General features: G+C 65.1%; 15 protein-coding genes. 7 read left to right on the forward strand and 8 right to left on the reverse strand.

Features of this window, described 5'->3' with window-relative positions; translation table 11 throughout:
* Positions 1-46: 46 nt before the first annotated feature.
* Positions 47-1,465: a tRNA lysidine(34) synthetase TilS gene (tilS, locus tag BTM36_RS26110; protein ID WP_077238523.1), complete on the forward strand. Its 1,419-nt coding sequence runs from the start codon at positions 47-49 to the stop codon at positions 1,463-1,465.
* 140 nt (positions 1,466-1,605) lie between these two features.
* Here tilS and BTM36_RS26115 read toward each other — a convergent pair whose 3' ends face one another.
* Together BTM36_RS26115 and BTM36_RS26120 are read right to left on the reverse strand one after the other, a co-directional pair.
* Positions 1,606-1,857, reverse strand: coding sequence for a hypothetical protein (locus tag BTM36_RS26115; RefSeq protein WP_006463557.1), 252 nt, complete (start codon positions 1,855-1,857; stop codon positions 1,606-1,608).
* Positions 1,858-1,934: 77 nt separating this feature from the next.
* On the reverse strand, positions 1,935-2,225 hold the full coding sequence (locus tag BTM36_RS26120; RefSeq protein WP_006463556.1) for a hypothetical protein: 291 nt from the start codon (positions 2,223-2,225) through the stop codon (positions 1,935-1,937).
* Positions 2,226-2,430: 205 nt separating this feature from the next.
* On the opposite strand from BTM36_RS26120, the gene BTM36_RS26125 reads away from it, so the two are divergent.
* Positions 2,431-3,090 carry a LysE family transporter gene (locus BTM36_RS26125; RefSeq protein ID WP_006463555.1) on the forward strand — a complete coding sequence of 220 codons (660 nt, stop codon included), beginning with the start codon at positions 2,431-2,433 and terminating at the stop codon, positions 3,088-3,090.
* A gap of 125 nt (positions 3,091-3,215) precedes the next feature.
* Here BTM36_RS26125 and BTM36_RS26130 read toward each other — a convergent pair whose 3' ends face one another.
* Both BTM36_RS26130 and BTM36_RS26135 read right to left on the reverse strand, forming a co-directional pair.
* The gene (locus tag BTM36_RS26130) at positions 3,216-3,515 is read right to left on the reverse strand and encodes a PsiF family protein (protein ID WP_006463554.1); all 300 of its coding nucleotides are present in this window, start codon (positions 3,513-3,515) and stop codon (positions 3,216-3,218) included.
* Between the two features lie 79 nt (positions 3,516-3,594).
* Complete coding sequence (locus tag BTM36_RS26135) at positions 3,595-3,984, reverse strand: lysozyme inhibitor LprI family protein (protein ID WP_006463553.1); 390 nt, start codon at positions 3,982-3,984, stop codon at positions 3,595-3,597.
* A gap of 148 nt (positions 3,985-4,132) precedes the next feature.
* Between BTM36_RS26135 and BTM36_RS26140 the strand changes: the two genes are divergently transcribed.
* The 4 genes from BTM36_RS26140 to rmuC all read left to right on the forward strand — a co-directional run bounded on the left by BTM36_RS26140 (position 4,133) and on the right by rmuC (position 9,055).
* Positions 4,133-4,483, forward strand: a complete 351-nt coding sequence (locus BTM36_RS26140) for a hypothetical protein (RefSeq protein ID WP_077238524.1) — start codon at positions 4,133-4,135, stop codon at positions 4,481-4,483.
* 101 nt (positions 4,484-4,584) lie between these two features.
* Positions 4,585-7,083, forward strand: a complete 2,499-nt coding sequence (locus tag BTM36_RS26145) for an ABC transporter permease (protein WP_077238525.1) — start codon at positions 4,585-4,587, stop codon at positions 7,081-7,083.
* A gap of 81 nt (positions 7,084-7,164) precedes the next feature.
* Complete coding sequence (locus BTM36_RS26150) at positions 7,165-7,566, forward strand: group II truncated hemoglobin (RefSeq protein ID WP_006463550.1); 402 nt, start codon at positions 7,165-7,167, stop codon at positions 7,564-7,566.
* Positions 7,567-7,573: 7 nt separating this feature from the next.
* Complete coding sequence (rmuC, locus tag BTM36_RS26155) at positions 7,574-9,055, forward strand: DNA recombination protein RmuC (RefSeq protein ID WP_254427102.1); 1,482 nt, start codon at positions 7,574-7,576, stop codon at positions 9,053-9,055.
* A 357-nt stretch (positions 9,056-9,412) separates the two neighbouring features.
* On the opposite strand, the gene glp is transcribed toward rmuC, so the two are convergent.
* The 4 genes from glp to BTM36_RS26175 all read right to left on the reverse strand — a co-directional run bounded on the left by glp (position 9,413) and on the right by BTM36_RS26175 (position 16,161).
* On the reverse strand, positions 9,413-10,699 hold the full coding sequence (gene glp, locus BTM36_RS26160) for a gephyrin-like molybdotransferase Glp (protein ID WP_077238527.1): 1,287 nt from the start codon (positions 10,697-10,699) through the stop codon (positions 9,413-9,415).
* Positions 10,696-11,316 carry a molybdenum cofactor guanylyltransferase MobA gene (mobA, locus tag BTM36_RS26165; RefSeq protein ID WP_077238528.1) on the reverse strand — a complete coding sequence of 207 codons (621 nt, stop codon included), beginning with the start codon at positions 11,314-11,316 and terminating at the stop codon, positions 10,696-10,698. Before mobA ends, glp begins: the two co-directional genes overlap by 4 nt.
* A gap of 47 nt (positions 11,317-11,363) precedes the next feature.
* On the reverse strand, positions 11,364-12,479 hold the full coding sequence (moaA, locus tag BTM36_RS26170) for a GTP 3',8-cyclase MoaA (protein WP_077238529.1): 1,116 nt from the start codon (positions 12,477-12,479) through the stop codon (positions 11,364-11,366).
* A gap of 409 nt (positions 12,480-12,888) precedes the next feature.
* Positions 12,889-16,161, reverse strand: a complete 3,273-nt coding sequence (locus BTM36_RS26175; protein ID WP_077238530.1) for an Rne/Rng family ribonuclease — start codon at positions 16,159-16,161, stop codon at positions 12,889-12,891.
* Between the two features lie 798 nt (positions 16,162-16,959).
* Here BTM36_RS26175 and BTM36_RS26180 point away from each other — a divergent pair.
* Positions 16,960-18,027 (forward strand): RluA family pseudouridine synthase, encoded by a 1,068-nt coding sequence (locus tag BTM36_RS26180; protein ID WP_077238531.1) that lies wholly within the window; start codon positions 16,960-16,962, stop codon positions 18,025-18,027.
* Positions 18,028-18,125: the final 98 nt, after the last annotated feature.

Consider the following 18,125-nt stretch of genomic DNA (forward strand, 5'->3'; position numbering starts at 1 on the left):
AGCGATTGCTTCGCTGGCGTTTGTCTTTTCAGCCGCCGCGTTTCCCATGTCCGATCATCTTTCCGCCTCCCACGACAAGACCCTGGTCAGCCTGATGCAGGCCCTGCAGGCCACGCTGGCGCTGGCCGGCTTCGACGCCCGTCGCGACACCCTGGCCGTGGCCTACAGCGCAGGGCTGGATTCCACCGTGCTGCTGCAGGTGGCCGCGCATTGGGCGCAGGAGGCGGGTGGCAGGCTGGTGGCCTTGCACGTCCATCATGGGCTCAGCCCTCATGCGGACGCCTGGCTGGCGCACGCACAGGGCTTTTGCGACGCGCGCGGTCTGGCCTTCCAGGCCGAACGGGTACAACTGCAGCAGGTCGCCGACAGCGGCGTGGAAGAAGCGGCGCGCCTGGCGCGCTATGCCGCGCTGGGGCGCCTGTGTCGCCAGCAGGGCGCGCGCCTGCTGCTGACCGCGCATCACCTCGACGACCAGGCCGAAACCGTGCTGCTGCAACTGCTGCGCGGCAGCGGCCTGGCCGGTCTGTCCGGCATGGATCGCTGCAATGCTGCGCCAGCCTTGCTGGGCGATGCGGATACCCAGATGGCGCGGCCGTTGCTGGGCGTGACGCGGGTGCAGCTGGAGAGCGTCGCTCAGGCGCTGTCGCTGACCTGGATCGAGGATGAATCCAACCGTGATCCGCGCTACGCCCGCAATGCCTTGCGTCATCAGGTCATGCCGGCGCTGGGGCAGGTCTTTCCCGGCTATCAGCAGCGACTGGCGCGTGCTGCGGGCCATGCCCAGGGCGCGCAGGAATTGCTGCGTGAAGTGGCTCAGGCGGACCTGGAGCAATGTCGGCAGGACGATCACCTGCGCATGCCGGCGCTGCGCCAGTTGAGCGAGCAGCGCTTCCTCAATCTGATGCGCCACTGGTTTGCGCTGCGCGGCATGCGCATGCCCTCGGCGGCCTGGATGCAGGAGATGCGCAGTCAACTGCTGCAGGCCGACGTCGAGGCGCAACTGTGCGTCTCGCATCCCGATGGCGAGGTGCATCGCTATCGCGACCGCGTCTTCCTGGCCCCGCGCCGCAGGCCGCCGGAAGAGGGCGAATCCCTGCAATTGCGCTGGCAAGGCCAGGCCCAGGTGCATGTGCCGGCCTTCTACGGCACGCTGCATTTCGAGCCTGTTTCAGGTGCCGAGGTTGACGCCGATGGCCGGGGCGGCTTCGATCCGGCCTGGCTGCAGTCGCAATCCCTGCTGATCTGCGGTCGCAGCGGTGGCGAGCGTGTCAGGCTGGCACACAACCGGCCGGCGCGCAGCCTCAAGCAGCAATACCAGAGCGCCGATGTGCCTGCCTGGGAGCGACCTTACCTGCCACTGGTGTGGGCCGGTGACACCTTGCTCCTGGCCGCCGGCATCGGCATGGACTGCAGTCGTTTCGTCACGCAGGGCGAACGTATCGCCTTGCGCTGGCAGCCTGACTGAATCCTTGGCTCCAATGATCTAAACAATATAAAAAAATACCGCACCCTGGCCTTTGGCGAGGGTGCGGCATCCCTGTCATCCCTGACATGGCGGGCGTGGCTGAAGATCAACCGCGCCCGGTCCTGCTCCTTGCGGACGGCTTATTTCTTGGCGCCGTCGGTGGCCGGCTTTGCTTGCTCGCCGGTGGCTTCCTTCTTGTCAGTCTTGGCTTCGGCCTTCTTCTCCGACTTCTTGTGCTTGACGTGATGCTTGGCCTTGGGCGCAGCCTCGGTCTTGGCGGCTTCGGTCTTGGCCGGGGCGGCGGCCGGTGCTGCTGCGGCGCCGGTCTGGGCGAACACGGGCAGGGTCAGGGCCGACAACAGGGAGGCAACGATGATGGTCTTGGTGTTCATGATGGTGTCCTTTCAAGGAGACGAAAATCGGTTCGGATGGGGTGTGTCAGTGTTCGGTCGTACGGTGTACTGCAGGATTACTTGGTCTTGGCAGCAGCTGGTGCGGCGGCCGGTGCAGCCTCGGCTGCGGGCTTGGCTTCGCTGCCGGCGGCCTTCTTTTCGGCCTTCTTGTGCTTGGCGTGATGTTCGGACTTGGTCTTGGCCTTGGCCTTGCTCGTCGCCTCGGTCTTGCCTGCTTCCGCCTTGGCCGGTGCGGCCGTGGTCGCGGCTGGCGCGGCAGTGGCAGGTGCGGTGGCGCCGGTCTGGGCAAACACCGGCAGGGCCAGCGCGGTCAGCAGGGAAGCGACGATGACGGATTGGGTTTTCATGGCAATTTCCTTTAGAAAGTGGTTGTTACGCTCGGCGCTTGATTTTGCGTAATCGCTTCATCATTTCCTTGCGCCTTGCTTCCTATAACGAGCCGCCGACGTGCAGGACGACGTCAAAGTGTTTCAATTCATCGTGGATTTGTAAGCAATCGTTGCGGCTTTGCTTATAATGAGCATCTTCACTTTTTGCCTCACCGAGCGCCTCATGGACTACCAGACCTGGTTCACTTTCTTCGCCGCTGCATGCGTCATCGCCATCTCGCCCGGTTCGGGCGCGGTCCTGTCCATGAGCCACGGTCTCAATTACGGCGTGCGCCGCACCAGCGCCACCATCCTCGGGCTGGAGATCGCGCTGGTGGTGATCCTGGTCATCGCCGGGGCTGGCGTCGGTTCGCTGCTGGTGGCCTCCGAAACCGCCTTCAACGTCATCAAGGTGGCCGGTGCGCTGTATCTGATCTATCTTGGTTTTTCGCAATGGCGCGCGCCGGTGCCGACCGAGCAGCAGGGCGAAGCGCTGGACGCGGCCAATGCCGCCGCCCGTGCCAATCGTGGCCAGCTCTGGTGGCAGCGTTGCATGACCGGTTTCCTGACCAATGCCACCAATCCCAAGGGCATCGTCTTCATGGTGGCCGTGCTGCCGCAATTCATCGACCACCAGCGTCCGCTGTGGCTGCAACTGCTGGTGCTGGCGGTGACCATGGTGGTGGTGGACCTGGTGGTGATGCATGGCTACGCGTTCGCGGCCAGCCGCCTGCAGCGCTTCTTCCGCAGCCAGAAGGCGATCAAGGCGCAGAACCGTTTCTTCGGTGGCGTGCTGATGCTGGTGGGCGCGGGACTGTTCTTCTTCAAGCGCACCCAGCACTGAAGTACGCGCAGGACCACGCGCCCAACAAAAAACCCGCAAGTCGCAAACTTGCGGGTTTTTTTCATCCGGGCAGGCCGGTGAGGCCGATGGAATGGCCTGCGCTTGCCTTTTCCTTCACTTCAGCTTCATTTGTCCTTTTTCAAACACGACGACATGAAGGCCTTGCGCTCGTCGCCCTTCTTGCCGGCGGCGTCGGCGTTGCACTGCTTCATCTTGTCCTGCTGGGTGGCCGGCTTGGGCTGTTCCTTCTTCAGGCAGGACGACATGAAGGCCTTGCGGTCGTCACCTTTCTTGCCGGCAGCGGTGGCGTCCGCATTACATTGCTTCATCTTGTTCTGCTGGGCGTTTTCCGCCATGGCGGGACTTGCCACCAGCAGCGGGGCGGCCAGTGCGAAAGAGGTGATGGCGATGAGCAATTTTTTCATTGAATACTCCCTGGGCAGTGTGGATTCGTCTGTCTGAAAATTCAGACGGGAGCATTACAGCATGAAAGTTTGCGACTGCCTAGCGTACGCAGTTCAGGTCACCCTCCTGGCAGCCGGCCAGGGCCTTGAGCTCATCGGCGCGCTGCCGGGTCTTGTCGGCCAGGCAGGTCTGCAGGGCCAGCGGGGCCGCCGAGCCACCGGCGCTGGCGGAGCTCTCGAACCGGCAGGACAGGTCGCGGTATTTCAGCCAGGCCAGTTGCACTTCGCGCAGCTGGTTCTGCTGGGCCTTGTTCAGCTTCTCGCGGTAGGCCAGATAGGTGGCATTGAGGTCGCTGTCGTTCTGGGTCAGGGTCTGCGAGGCGCAGGCATTCATTTCGGCCTGGGTGGCGGCCTTGCTGCAATCGGCGGCGTAGCTGGCGCCGGCGCACAGGAACAGCAGGGCGCCCAGCAGGGGCAGGGGGGCTTTCATCGTCAGGAAACTCCGTCATGGTTACCGGATGCTCGGGATAGAATTGCATTTTGCCTGTCTTAGAAGACAGTGCGGGGTCACGGTTCTCCCAGATGTGCAACGAAATTGCAACAAGCCGTATCCGACCCTGCCGACAAAGGAGAAACACATGGGATTGAGCTGGTTGTCTGCCATCAAGTTGATTCCCTGGGGCGATGTGGTCCAGGCCACCCCGGGCATCGTCAAGGGCGCACGTGACCTGTGGTCGCGCACCCGCAAGGCCAAGTCGGCGGTGGAGGCGCAGGAGGCCATGCCGGCGGCCAGCGATGCCGAACTGTTCGCCCAGCGCATCCGGCAGCTGGAGGCCGAACAGCTGGAAGCCAGCCAGTTGATCAACACCCTGGCCGAGCAGAATGCGCAACTGGTCGCCACCATGGACCGCATGCGCTCGCGCCTGCGCATGTTGACCGCCGGTTGCGTGCTGCTGGCCGTGGGGCTGGTGGCGCTCTGGTTGCGTTGAGCCTGCAGGCGGCGTGGAATCGGTATTCCCGCTATGGTGCAGGTATGGCCTGCGCATTTTCTTCTTCCTTTCTTCTTTCTTTTTTTATTCCTGGCGACTGAATGTTCCAACAAGCATTGCGCATGACCCTGCGCGACTGGCGTACCGGTGAACTCCGCTTCCTGCTGATCGCCCTGATCGTGGCGGTGGCGGCCCTGTCGTCGGTGGGTTTTTTCGTCGACCGCATGCGCGCCGGCATGGCCCGTGACGCACACCAGTTGCTGGGGGCCGACCTGCTGGTGGCGGCCGACCAGCCCTTGCCGCCGCAATGGGTGCAACAGGCCGGCCAGCAGGGGCTGTTGCAGGCCCAGACCCAGGTCTTTCCCAGCATGGCGCTGGCGGGCGAGGGCGATGCGGCACGTTCGGTCCTCTCTTCCATCAAGGCCGTCACGCCGGGCTATCCGCTGCGCGGCCAGCTCAGGCTGCGCGCCGCCGATGGCAGCGACCGGCCGGCCGAAGGCATTCCACAGCCGGGGACGGTGTGGGTGGACCCGCAGATCCTGTCGCAACTGGACGTGAAGCTGGGCGATACCATCAAGCTGGGCGACTTGCCCCTGAAGATCGCCGCCATCATCTCGGTGGAACCGGACCGCGGCAGCGCCTTCGTCAACTTCGCCCCCCGCGTGATGCTGGGCGAAGCCGATCTGGCCGCCACCCATCTGGTGCAGCTCGGCTCACGGGTGACCTACCGGCTGCTGATCGCCGGCCCGGCCGGGGAGGTCCAGCGCTACCAGAAGCAGATCGAGCGCCAGATCGACGCCGACAAGCTGCGCGGCGTGCGCCTGGAGTCATTGGAAAACGGTCGTCCCGAGATGCGCGCCACGCTGGACCGGGCCGAACAGTTCCTCTCGCTGGTGGGCCTGCTCTCGGCCATGCTGGCGGCGCTGGCGGTGGCCATGGCGGCACGCCGCTTCATGCTGCGCCATCTGGATGCCTGCGCCATGCTGCGTTGTTTCGGCATGACCCAGGCGCAGGTGACGCGGCTGTACCTGACCGAATTCATCGTCATCGGCCTGGCCGCCAGCGTGATTGGCATGCTGGTCGGCTTTGCCGCGCATTTTGCGCTGCTGCAGTGGCTGGGCAGCTTCATGCCGACCGCCTTGCCGGCGCCGGGCTGGGCGCCGGCGGTGCAGGGCGTGGCCACCGGCCTGCTGTTGCTGGTCGGCTTTGCGCTGCCACCCATCCTGCAGTTGCGCAATGTGCCGCATAACCGGGTGATCCGGCGCGACCAGGGCGCACCGCAGGCGATGACGGTGCTCACCTATGTGTTGGGGACGCTGGTGTTTTCGGGCTTGCTGCTGTGGCAGGCCGGCGACCTCAAGCTGGGCTTGCTGACCATTGCCGGCTTCCTCGGCGGCTTCGGCCTGTTCGCGCTGGTGGCCTGGCTGTGCCTGCGGGCGTTGCGCTCCATGCGCGGCCTGGTGGATCGCCAGAGCTGGCGCTTTGCCATCGATGGCCTGCAGCGTCGACCGGCAGCCGCCGTGATGCAGGTGGTGGCGCTCGGGCTGGGCCTGATGGCGCTGCTGCTGCTGACCGTCATCCGTGGCGACCTGGTAGGTGCCTGGCGCCAGGCCACCCCGGCGGATGCGCCCAATCGTTTCATCATCAATATCCAGCCCGACCAGCGCCAGGCGGTGCAGCAGGTGCTGCAGCAGGGCGGGGTGAAGGATGCCGCCCTGTATCCGATGATCCGCGGCCGCCTGGTGCAGATCAACGGACGCCCGGTCAACCCGGCGGATTACCAGGAAGATCGCGCCAAGCGCCTGGTCGATCGTGAATTCAACCTCTCCACCATGGCCGAGATCCCGCCCGGCAACGGCATCGTCGCCGGCCGCTGGTACGACGATCGCCAGCCGGAAGCCTCGGTGGAGCGCGGCCTGGCGCAGACCCTGGGCATCCAGTTGGGTGATCGCCTGCAATTCGACATCGCCGGCCAGTTGGTGGAGGCGCCGGTGACCAGCCTGCGCAAGCTGGAGTGGGGTTCCTTGCGGGTCAATTTCTTCGTGATCCTGAACCCGACCCTGATGCGCGATACCCCGCAGAGCTGGATCACGGCGGTGCATCTGGATCCGCAGCAGGAAGCCCTGGGCAATCGTCTGACCCGCGACTTCCCCAATCTCACCGTGGTCGATATCGGCAGCGTGCTGCGCCAGATCCAGGAGGTGGTGGGGCAGGTGATTTCGGCGGTGGAGTTCCTGTTCCTCTTTACGCTCTGCTCGGGCGTGCTGGTGCTGTATGCGGCCCTGGCCGGTTCGCAGGACGAGCGGGTGCGCGAGGCCGGCCTGTTGCGTGCCCTGGGCGCCACGCGCCAGGAGCTGTCGCGGGCGCAGCGCATCGAAGTGCTGCTGGTGGGTTCGCTGGCGGGATTGCTGGCGGCCAGCGGTGCGGCCGGCATCGGCTGGGCGCTGGCGCATTATGTCTTCAATTTCGACTGGAGCTTCAGCCCGCTGGTGTGGGTGGCCGGCATGGGCTTGGGCGCTGCCTGCTCGGCGCTGGGCGGCTGGGCAGGACTGCGTCACGTGCTGCGTCGTCCGCCCCTGCAGACCTTGCGCGAAGCCTGAGCCGAGGCAGGTCAAACGCCCTGCAGATCGCAGCCGGCCGGCCCGACGATGGCAGGGCGGCTGCGGTATCATGGCGGTCTTATGCAAATCGAAGATCCCAACCAACCCACCACGTTCGAACTCATCGGCGGCGCTGAAAAACTGCGCGAGATGGTCGACCGTTTCTACGACCTGATGGACCTGGAGCCGGAGTTCGCCGGCATTCGCGCGCTGCATCCGCCTTCGCTGGAGGGCTCGCGCGAGAAGACCTACATGTTCCTCTCCGGCTGGACCGGCGGTCCCAGCCTGTACATGGAAAAGTTCGGCCATCCGCGCCTGCGCGCACGTCACCTGCCTTTCCCCATCGGCATCTCCGAGCGCGATCAGTGGCTGCGCTGCATGACCTGGGCCATGCAGGACGTGGGCCTGCCCGACGAGCTGATGAAACGCCTGCTGACGGCGCTCTATCAGACCGCCGACTGGATGCGCAACAAGCCCGAGTAAGCCCCCCATGAACACATTCGAAATGATCCTGGCCGGCCTGGTGGTGGTCGGCATCGTCTTGCAGGTACTGGTGCTGCTGCGTGGCGGCTCGCGCGACGACCCGGGGGCTGCCATCGAGGACATGCTGCTGCAACTGCAGCAGGAGCTGCAACGCCACCAGCAGGACACCGGCGAGCGCATCGAGCGCGAGTTGCGCAGTCAGGTCCAGGCCAGCGCCCAGAGCACGCGCCAGGAGCTGGGCAGCAACTTCGCCCAGTTGCAGCAGACGCTGGCCACGCAGATGTCCAGCGTGGCCGGCCTGCAGAACCAGCAGATCGACGGCTTCGCACGGCAACTGGTGAAACTGAACGAAACCAACGCCCAGCAACTGGACAGCATGCGCCAGTCCATGACGCTGCAGGCACAGGTCAACCGCGAAGAGCAGGCGGTTTCGCTCAAGCGCTTCGGCGATACCCTGAACCAGCAACTGTCGGCACTGACCGAATCCAATGCCCAACGCATGGGCGAAGTGCGGGCCACGCTGGAAGCCCGCATCAAGGATCTGCAGAACGACAACGCGCTCAAGCTGGAAGAGATGCGCAAGACCGTGGACGAGAAGCTGCACGCTACGCTGGAGCAGCGCCTGGGTGAATCCTTCAAGCTGGTCTCGGACCGCCTGGACAAGGTGCATCAGGGCCTGGGCGAGATGCAGCAGCTGGCCACCGGTGTGGGCGATCTCAAGCGCGTTCTGACCAACGTCAAGACCCGTGGCACCTGGGGTGAAGTGCAGCTGGAAATCCTGCTGGAACAGATGCTCACGCCCGAGCAGTACGCCAAGAACGTCGAGACCGTGCGCGGCACCGGCGAGCGCGTGGAATTCGCCATCCGCCTGCCGGGAGCGAAGGAAGAGGGCGAGCCGGTGTGGATGCCCATCGACGCCAAATTCCCCAAGGAACAGTACGAACGCCTGGTCGATGCGGCCGAGCGTGCCGACGCCGATGGCGTGGCCAGCGCCGGCAAGGAGCTGGAGCGCGCCGTGCGCAACGAGGCCAAGACCATCGCCGAGAAATACCTCTCGCCCCCGCTGACGACCGATTTCGCGATCCTGTTCCTGCCCACCGAAGGCCTGTATGCCGAGGTGATGCGCCGACCGGGCCTGTCCGACGATCTGCAGCGTACTTGCCGGGTGACCATCGCCGGGCCGTCGACGCTGTCGGCGCTGTTGAACAGCTTGCAGATGGGCTTCCGCACGCTGGCGCTGGAGAAGCGGTCCTCCGAAGTGTGGCAGGTGCTGGGCGCGGTCAAGACCGAGTTCGGCAAGTTCGGCGAAGTGCTGGCCTCGACCAAGGCGGCGCTGGAACGCGCTGCCCGCAATATCGATCAGGCCGAGACCCGTACGCGCCAGATGAACCGCAAGCTCAAGTCGGTGGAGGCGCTGCCGGCGGAAAGTGCGCAGAAGCTGCTGGGGACGGCAGAGCTGGACCTGGGCGATACGGACGAGGCGGTCTGAGCGGCTGATGCTTCGGCCAGAAAACGAAAAAGCGCTGCCAAGGCCGTAATGCCGTTCAGTTAAGAAAAAATCGCCGCGCCAGATGACTTTGGCGCGGCGATTTTGCTTGGTTCTCTTCAAGCCATCTGAAACCGTTCGGACTGAGTAGGCCCTTTAGGGCCGTATCGAAGCCTGTCCTGAGCCTGTCGAAGGGGCGCTGCTCAGCTTGTGGCGCGCCTTCGATACGCGGCTACGCCGCTACTCAGGACGAACGGTCAGCGGTGGTGCAAACAAAGTCTGAGCGAGCTTTCGAGCTGGTAACAAGCTTAACTGAACGGCATTACGGCCTAGACCGCGCTTTTTCATGCCGGGGCGGCTTCAGACCAGCCCGTCGAACAGCACCACCGAGACTTCTTCGCCGGCAGCCACGTCGCCGCGCTCATGCTCCAGTTCGAGGATGCAGTTGGCGTCCGACATCGAGCGCAGGATGCCCGAGCCCTGCATGCCGGTCAGGCGCACGCTCCAGCGGCCATCGGCGTCGGGTGCCAGGATGCCGCGCTGGTATTCGGTGCGACCGGCTTTCTTGCGGATGGGCGTGGCGGTCGTCACCCGCAGGCGTGGCAAGGGCCGGGACTCGGCACCGGCCAGCCGCAGCAGGGCGTCGCGCACGAAGAAGGAAAAACTGACGGTCACCGCCACCGGGTTGCCGGGCAGGCCGAACAGGTAGGCATCGCGCCCACGCGAGCTGATGCGGCCAAAGGCCAGTGGCCGGCCGGGACGCATGGCGATCTTCCAGAACGTCATTTCACCCAGGCTGGCCATGATCTGCTTGGTGTAGTCGGCGGCACCCACCGACACGCCACCGGAGGTGATGACGGCGTCGGCCTCTTCACAGGCACTGCGAAAGGCTGCCTCCAGCGCCACCGGATCGTCCGGCACCACGCCCATGTCCAGCACCTCGCAACCCAGGCGGGTCAGCATGCCGTGCAGGGTGTAGCGGTTGGAGTCATAGACGCAGCCTGCGTCCAGCGGCTCACCCACCGAGCGCAGTTCGTCGCCGGTGGAGAAGAAGGCCACGCGCAGGCGGCGCTGCACCGGAACCTCGGCGATGCCCAGCGAGGCCAGCAGGCCGATGTCGGAGGGCCGCAGGATGCGCCCGCGCGGCAGCGCCACGCTGCCTTGCATCAGGTCTTCACCGCGCAGGCGGCGGTTGTCACCGGGTCGTACGCGCCCGGCCGGCAGGGTTACGCCCTGGTCGTCGGCGTCGGTGGTCAGTTCCTGCGGGATGACGGTGTCGCATCCGGCCGGCATGGGAGCGCCGGTCATGATGCGCACGCACTGGCCGCGTTGCACGCTGCCCTCGAAGCGCTGGCCGGCATGGACCGCGCCGACGATCTGCAGGCGCTGCGCCTGGCCGTCGGCGATGTCTTCGCCGCGCAGGGCGTAGCCATCCATGGCCGAGTTGTCGTGGGCCGGCACATCAATGCGGGAGATGATGTCCTGTGCCAGCACCCGCGAGAGCGCGCTGCGGATGGCCAGCTTTTCCACCGTCTCGATGGGGGTGATGAAGTCCTGGATCACGGCCTGGGCACGGGCCACGGTCATGGCGTGGGGGTCATAGCCGCTGATGCAGCTGACGATGTCGTTCAGGGAAGGATGGGTCATTGTTCTTCTTCGAGCCGTTGCAACTCTGGCGCGGTGTTGATGTTGCTGAAGGCGTGTTCTTCGGGGAATTCCACTTCCACGCAATGGAGGGTGGCGAACCAGCGGTCCATCTTGCGTTCACCCGTGGCCAGGAAGGCGTCCAGGGCGTCGCGGGTGCTCCTGGAGAGCAGGGCGCAGACCGGATGGCGTTGCCGGCCCTGCGCGCCGGTGGTGACGGCGATGGCGGCTTCGGCGCCGGCCTCGGCAATGGCATCGGCCAGGTGCGCCATCAGGTCATAGGGGATCAGCGGTGCATCGCAGGGGGCGCAGGCCAGCCAGGGGGTGGTGCAGTGGGCCAGACCACTCTGCAGGCCCGCCAGCGGGCCGGGGAAGCCGGCTTGCAGATCGCTCCAGACCGGATAGCCGAAGCTGGCGTAGTGCAGTTGCGAGCGGTTGGCATTGACGGCCAGGGTGCCGACCTGCGGCGCCAGCCGCTCCAGCACGTGCTGGACCAGGGGCTTGCCATGCAGCGGTTGCAGGCCCTTGTCCACCCCGCCCATGCGCGTGCCGCGTCCGCCGGCCAGCACCAGGCCGGTGATGTGGCTGGCGCTCAGGGTGTTGGCGGTGGAGGAGGCCATGGCGGGTGAGGACTGGGGGCAGGGCGGCGGGAGGCGGAACTGAATGTCTAGCCGCCGATATAGGACATCTCGACCTTGCGTGCCGGTGCGGCTTGCATGGCGCTGCGCAATTCGGAATAGCGGTCGCCCCGTTGGCCCCACAATGCGGCGATGGCGCCGGCCATCTCGGCGTCGCTGGCTCCATTGCGCAGGAGGCTGCGCAGATCGTGGCCTTCGCTGGCGAACAGGCAGGTGTAGACCTTGCCCTCGGTAGAGAGCCGGGCGCGCGAGCAATCCTGGCAGAAGGCCTGGGTCACGCTGGAGATGACACCGATCTCGCCGCCGCCATCGACATAGCGCCAGCGCTCGGCGGTCTCGCCGGTGTAGTTGGGGTCGGCCACCTGGAGCGGCATCTCGGCCGAGATGCGCCGCACCACTTCGCTGGAGGGCAGTACCTCGTCCATGCGCCAGCCGTTGGAGCTGCCCACGTCCATGTATTCGATGAAGCGCAGGATGGCCGGCGTCCCCTTGAAGTGGCGCGCCATAGGAAGGATCTGGTCGTCGTTGACGCCTTTCTTGACCACCATGTTGATCTTGACCGGACCCAGGCCGGCGGCGTGGGCGGCATCAATGCCTTCCAGCACGCGTGCCACCGGGAAGTCGACATCGTTCATGCGGCGGAAGCTCTCGTCATCCAGCGAATCCAGCGAGACCGTCACGCGCCGCAGGCCGGCGGCCTTGAGCGCCTGCGCCTTCTGCTTGAGAAGGGTGCCATTGGTGGTCAGGGTGAGATCCACCGGCTCGCCATCGGGCGTGCGCAAGGCGGCCAGCATGGCGATCAGGGTCTCGATGTTCTTGCGCAGCAGCGGTTCGCCGCCGGTAAGGCGGATCTTGCGCACGCCATGCGCCACGAACTGGGCGGCCACGCGGGTCAGCTCTTCGAAGGTCAGCAGGTCGGAGTGCGGCAGGAACTGGTATTGCTTGTCGAAGACATCCTTGGGCATGCAGTAGACGCAGCGGAAATTGCAGCGGTCGGTGACCGAGATGCGCAGGTCGTGCAGGGGGCGGCCCAGGGAATCGGTCAGCCAGCCGGTCGGCACCATCGCCACGGGCGCAATCACGCCTGCCGTACTGGCCGACGGCGCTTGCCGGTGATCGAGGATGGGAATGACGCGCTTGTTCATACGGGCTGGCAAAAATGGGTGTGTAAAGATAGCACGGCTGGAGCTGCGACGTTGCGGTCGGTTCATGCATATTCAGTATGCCGCAAGTGCAGGTATTGCGCGCAATGCCGCGCCGGATCTGGACTTGGGATATCCGCAGCTGGGCCGCAGCGCTGCGCGGCCGGCACTGTATCGCTGCCAGGGCGGGCCAACTGTCACCAGATAGGGGACAAGCGGCGGATGACAAGAGGGCGCGAGAGCGATAGTGGCCGGGCTGGCGCGACAGACTGGCCTGGAAAATTGGCGAAAACAGCAGGCCGGCGTGCAGGCCGGCGTGCAGGCAACAGCGCGGACAACAGCGCGGACAAGAAAAAAGGGAGCCGAAGCTCCCTTTTTCCTGGTGATCACCGGTGCGCTTGCACCCTGGCGATCAGCGACGCGTTTCCACCTGGACCAGCGGTTCGCTGGACTGCGGCGGCAGCGGCTTGCGCTCGCGCGGTACACGCGGTGCCGGCACGAAGGCGGCGGCCGCTTCCTGCGCTGCACGCAGCTTGACCGGATCGGTCGTGGCCAGCGTCAGACCGGCTTGCGACAGCATCTGCTGCAGCGACTCCGGCTGGGCGCCATTGCCGGCATGTGCGGCAGGTGCCGCAGTTGCAGCAGCAACAGGGGCCGCCACTTCGACAGGAGCGGCAGGTGCGACCGCAGCAGGGGCCGGGGCCGGATTGGTTTCGACCGCATCCAGCAGGCTGATCTGCTGCGGCAGGCTGGCTGCCGGCGCGGCTTGCTGCACGACCTCGACCTGGACCGGTGCTTCCGATGCCGCCGGGGCGGCGACAGGGGCTTGCACTGGCGCCGGGGCAGGTTCAAAGCTCGGTGCCGGGGCGAAGCTGGCGTCGATGGACGGCGCCGGCGGTTCGATGGCCTGCTGTTGCGAGAACACGGCTTCGGTCGCTTCGGCAGCGGCGGCAGCCACGGCTTCCACCGAGTTCACGCCGCTTTCCACGGCGACGGCGTCGGTATGGAGGGCGGCAGGCGCGGACACGTCGGCTGCTTCAGGAGCTTGCGCCGGAACCGGCGAGGCTGCGAAGGAAGCCTGGGCCACGGCGGCCTGGGCGATTTCCACCGGTGCTGCGGGGGCTGCAGGGGCTGTGGCAGTCACGGCTTCGCCGTTTTCACTGCGTTCACCGGCTTCGCCAGCTTCGGCCGCATCGGCATCGGCGTTTTCGATCAGGTTGCCGTTCTCGTCACGTTCGCGACGATGACGGTTGCGACCGCCACGACGACGACGACGGCGCGGTTCGGTGCCGCCTTCGGCGTTTTCCGAGGCTTCGGCGCCTTCGCCACCTTCGCCACGTTCAACTTGCGCCAGATCCAGTTGCGCAGCCTGCTCGTCATTGGACAGGGCTACGGCACCAGCGGCCACGGCCACGCCGGCGGTTGCAGCGCCGGCTGCCAGAGCGGCTTCCAGCGGCAGACCTTCCTCGGTGCGGGCTTCCTTGCGGTCGCCACGGGGGGCGCGAGGTTCACGCGGTTGACGCGGTTCGCGGGGGTCACGACCTTCGCGACCTTCGCGACCTTCACGCGGTTCGCGTGGCTCACGGGGCTCGTTGCGACGGGCTTCCTTGGGTTCCTGGCCTTCGCGGACCTGGACTTCACGGCCCTCGCGACCTTCACGCGGCTCACGGCCTTCGCGTGGTTCACGCGCTTCCTTGGGCTCGCGCGGGCCACGCGGGGGACGCGCCTGCTTGGCATCGGCCAGTTCACCGGCCTTTGCCTCGACGGCGGCGGCACCACGGGCATTGCGCTGTTCGCCATTGGCGTTGCGCTCGCCACGTTCGGCACGATCACCACGGTCGCTGCGATCATTGCGATTGCGGCCACGACCGTTGCGGTCGCCGCCACGGCCATTGCGGTCGCCTTCACGCTTGGCAGGGGCCTTGGCTTCGACCGGGGCCGGTGCTTCCACCGGGGCCACGGGCTTCTTGCGGAAGAAGGCGAAGATCTTGCCCAGCAGGCCCGATTCCGGTGCCAGGGTCGGCGGCGGCACGGGGGCAGCCACCGGTTCCGGGGCCTTGCGTTCGACGATGGGGGCCGGCTGGTCGGGGGTGATGCCCTTGACCACGGCTTCCTGGCGCGGACGCACTTCTTCCTTCTGGCGCTTGCTGTAGCCGATGTCGGTATCGGCCTGCTCAGCCATGTTGTAGCTGGCTTGGGCGTCGTCCAGGCGCGGATCGTCGTGCTTGATCCGTTCCATCTTGTAGTGCGGGGTTTCCAGGTGCTTGTTGGGGATCATGATGACCGTGACGCGATGACGCGTCTCGATCTTCAGGATTTCGCCGCGCTTCTCGTTCAACAGGAAGGCGGCGACGTCCACCGGCGCCTGCACATGGATGGCGGCCGAGTTCTCCTTCATCGCCTCTTCCTGGATGATGCGCAGCACCTGCAGGGCGGAGGATTCGGTATCGCGGATGTGGCCGGTGCCGTTGCAGCGCGGGCAGGTCACGTGGCTGCCTTCGGACAGCGACGGACGCAGGCGCTGGCGCGACAGTTCCATGAGGCCAAAGCGGGAGATCTTGCCCATCTGGACGCGGGCACGGTCGTGGTGCAGGGCGTCTTTCAGGCGACCTTCGACTTCGCGCTGGTTCTTGGAATTCTCCATGTCGATGAAGTCGATCACGATCAGGCCACCCAGGTCGCGCAGGCGCAACTGGCGGGCCACTTCATCAGCCGCTTCGAGGTTGGTGTTGAAGGCGGTGGTCTCGATGTCGCTGCCACGGGTGGCACGCGCCGAGTTCACGTCCACCGACACCAGGGCTTCGGTGTGGTCGATCACGATGGCGCCGCCGGACGGCAGCGGGACCGTACGCGAGTAGGCGGTCTCGATCTGGTGTTCGATCTGGAAGCGGGAGAACAGCGGTACGTCGTCGCGGTAGCGCTTGACGCGGTGGACCATGTCCGGCATCACGTGGGCCATGAACTGCTGGGCCTGGTCGTGGATGTCGTCGGTGTCGATCAGGATTTCGCCGATGTCGGGCTGGAAGTAGTCGCGGATGGCGCGGATGACCAGTGACGATTCCTGGTAGATCAGGAAGGCGCCCGAGGCGGACTGGCCGGCGCCTTCGATGGCGCGCCACAGTTGCATCAGGTAGTTCAGGTCCCACTGCAGTTCATCGACGTTGCGGCCGATGCCGGCGGTGCGGGCGATGACGGACATGCCGTTGGGCAGGTCCAGCTTGTCCATGGTTTCGCGCAGTTCCTGGCGGTCTTCGCCTTCGACGCGGCGGGAGACGCCACCACCACGCGGGTTGTTGGGCATCAGGACCAGGTAGCGGCCAGCCAGCGAGATGAAGGAGGTCAGGGCCGCGCCCTTGTTGCCGCGCTCTTCCTTTTCGACCTGGACGATGATTTCCTGGCCTTCGCGCAGCGCTTCCTTGATGCTGGCGTTACGGACGTCGATGCCTTCCTTGAAGTAGGACCGGGCCACTTCCTTGAAGGGCAGGAAGCCGTGGCGTTCCTCGCCGTAGTTGACGAAGCAGGCTTCCAGCGAGGGCTCGATGCGGGTGATCACGCCCTTGTAGATGTTGGACTTGCGCTGCTCGCGTCCGGTGGTTTCGATGTCGATGTCGATCAGCTTCTGACCGTCAACGATCGCTACGCGCAGTTCTTCCTGCTGCGTTGCGTTGAACAACATACGTTTCATGTTTTCACTCCGGGATCCGAAGATCCTTCAAATGGCCCGTCCGTATGTGGTAGCGGGCCAAAAGTACAGGGGATGTACGCGAGAACGAAGTGATTGGGGAGGGAATTGCCTTGATTGTGTGAGTGCGCCTTAGCGGGCGCTCCAGCACAAGGGGGCGCGGATGCAGTGGACCGGGACGCCGGGCAGCACCGTATCCGCGCCGCGCGCTCCGCCATAGGCGGTCGCGCAGGCAACTGCGGACGGTAAGCTGGTCTGTGGAGCCAAACGTAACATAGTGAGGTTGGCGACGGCGATCGGGTTCTACTGCATCAACCGGCAAGCTTCGCGATGGCCCGGCCCGAATTGCGGCATGGCCCGAGCGATGCGCTGCAAGGGGGCGGGCTGATGAGCCTGCCATGCTTGCGCTGCTGGTCGCCGGGGGGCTGTGCACTGCTGTCCTGGGTCGGGTCACCGGATGCGAGTCTTGCCAGACTTTTATCCTGATGATCCAAACAAATCTGTTCCACTTCCAAGTGCGCTGTCCGATTGCAACTGCGGTGCAAACTGGACTCGCAAAGGGAAGGTGCGTACTCGTTTCGAGGCCTTTACGTGGACCAGGCAAGCGACATGATCGGCTGTATTGTCAACCGTTGCAGCGCTTTTATTGCGTCTGCGATGCCGCGCGTCGTGGTTTTCGGGGCCCCCTTCGTCAATTTTGCAAATGAGCGAGGCTGACGAAGACTCCTCTTGTGTAGAATGTTCCTTTTTTATTCTACTAACGCCGTTTTTTGATCGGCGTCAATCGATTATATATTCAAAATGAAGGACTTAGCGAGATTTTCTAGGGGGGCTTCTGAAAGCGCCGATGCGGCGCCGGCCTCCCGGAACGCAACAGCCTCGCAGAGCGTCCCTCAGGTGCAGTTGCTGACCATTTCCGACGAAGAGGCGGGCCAGCGGATTGACAATTTCCTGCTGCGGGTTTGCAAAGGCGTTCCCAAGAGCCATATCTATCGTGTCCTGCGTTCGGGCGAGGTGCGCGTCAACAAGGGCCGTATCGACCAGACCTATCGTCTGGTCGAGGGCGATGTCGTGCGTGTGCCGCCAATACGAGTTGCAGAGAAGCAAGAAACTGTAGTCCCGGGAGCGGAATTCCGCATCCTGCTGGAAGACAGCCACATGCTGGTCATCGACAAGCCGGCCGGTGTGGCCGTGCATGGCGGGTCCGGCGTGAGCTACGGTGTCATCGAGCAGTTGCGGGCGGCACGGCCTCAGGCCAAGTTCCTGGAGCTGGTGCACCGGCTGGACCGCGACACCTCGGGCGTGCTGCTGATCGCCAAGAAGCGTTCGGCGCTGACCAACCTGCATGAACAGATGCGCGAGGGCCAGACCGACAAGCGCTACCTGACCCTGGTCCAGGGCGACTGGAAGAATGCCCGCCAGCACGTGAAGTTGCCGCTGTTCAAGTACAGCACGCCCGACGGCGAGCGCCGGGTGCGGGTGCAGGCCGATGGCCAGCCGTCCCATACGGTGTTCTCGCTCTTGCGTCGCTTCGGTGAATTTGCCCTGCTGGAAGCTGAACTGAAGACCGGTCGCACCCATCAGATCCGGGTGCACCTGTCTGCCAGCGGTTTTCCCATTGTCGGCGACGACAAGTATGGCGACTTCCCCTTGAACAAGGCGCTGCAGAAGGCCGATGGCAAGCGTATTGCTTTCAAGCGCATGTTCCTGCATGCCTGGCGCATCAGCTTCCTGCATCCGGAAACCGGCCAGACCGTCACCCTGAAGGCCGGCCTGCCCGATGAATGCGCAAAATTCCTGCGCAGCCTGGAAGGTGGGGCCGAGGGCGATCTCCTGCCCTACAACATGCTGGCTGGCGCGGAGGACTGAAGGACAGTGCACGTAGTCGGCCGGGATATGATACTTTCTGCCCGGCATTAACAAAATCGCATGTTTCGCTGCTGCCTTGTCGCGCTGGCAAGCCGGCG

The sequence above is a fragment of the Herbaspirillum sp. VT-16-41 genome, assembly GCF_001994935.1.
Classification (GTDB): Bacteria; Pseudomonadota; Gammaproteobacteria; order Burkholderiales; family Burkholderiaceae_D; genus Herbaspirillum; species Herbaspirillum frisingense.

Excerpts from the sequence above, each read along its gene's own strand:
- tilS (WP_077238523.1), top strand. The coding sequence starts at position 47 with ATGTCCGATCATCTTTCCGCCTCCCACGACAAGACCCTGGTCAGCCTG.
- BTM36_RS26115 (WP_006463557.1), bottom strand. The coding sequence starts at position 1,857 with ATGAACACCAAGACCATCATCGTTGCCTCCCTGTTGTCGGCCCTGACC.
- BTM36_RS26120 (WP_006463556.1), bottom strand. The coding sequence starts at position 2,225 with ATGAAAACCCAATCCGTCATCGTCGCTTCCCTGCTGACCGCGCTGGCC.
- BTM36_RS26125 (WP_006463555.1), top strand. The coding sequence starts at position 2,431 with ATGGACTACCAGACCTGGTTCACTTTCTTCGCCGCTGCATGCGTCATC.
- BTM36_RS26130 (WP_006463554.1), bottom strand. The coding sequence starts at position 3,515 with ATGAAAAAATTGCTCATCGCCATCACCTCTTTCGCACTGGCCGCCCCG.
- BTM36_RS26135 (WP_006463553.1), bottom strand. The coding sequence starts at position 3,984 with ATGAAAGCCCCCCTGCCCCTGCTGGGCGCCCTGCTGTTCCTGTGCGCC.
- BTM36_RS26140 (WP_077238524.1), top strand. The coding sequence starts at position 4,133 with ATGGGATTGAGCTGGTTGTCTGCCATCAAGTTGATTCCCTGGGGCGAT.
- BTM36_RS26145 (WP_077238525.1), top strand. The coding sequence starts at position 4,585 with ATGTTCCAACAAGCATTGCGCATGACCCTGCGCGACTGGCGTACCGGT.
- BTM36_RS26150 (WP_006463550.1), top strand. The coding sequence starts at position 7,165 with ATGCAAATCGAAGATCCCAACCAACCCACCACGTTCGAACTCATCGGC.
- rmuC (WP_254427102.1), top strand. The coding sequence starts at position 7,574 with ATGAACACATTCGAAATGATCCTGGCCGGCCTGGTGGTGGTCGGCATC.
- glp (WP_077238527.1), bottom strand. The coding sequence starts at position 10,699 with ATGACCCATCCTTCCCTGAACGACATCGTCAGCTGCATCAGCGGCTAT.
- mobA (WP_077238528.1), bottom strand. The coding sequence starts at position 11,316 with ATGGCCTCCTCCACCGCCAACACCCTGAGCGCCAGCCACATCACCGGC.
- moaA (WP_077238529.1), bottom strand. The coding sequence starts at position 12,479 with ATGAACAAGCGCGTCATTCCCATCCTCGATCACCGGCAAGCGCCGTCG.
- BTM36_RS26175 (WP_077238530.1), bottom strand. The coding sequence starts at position 16,161 with ATGAAACGTATGTTGTTCAACGCAACGCAGCAGGAAGAACTGCGCGTA.
- BTM36_RS26180 (WP_077238531.1), top strand. The coding sequence starts at position 16,960 with ATGAAGGACTTAGCGAGATTTTCTAGGGGGGCTTCTGAAAGCGCCGAT.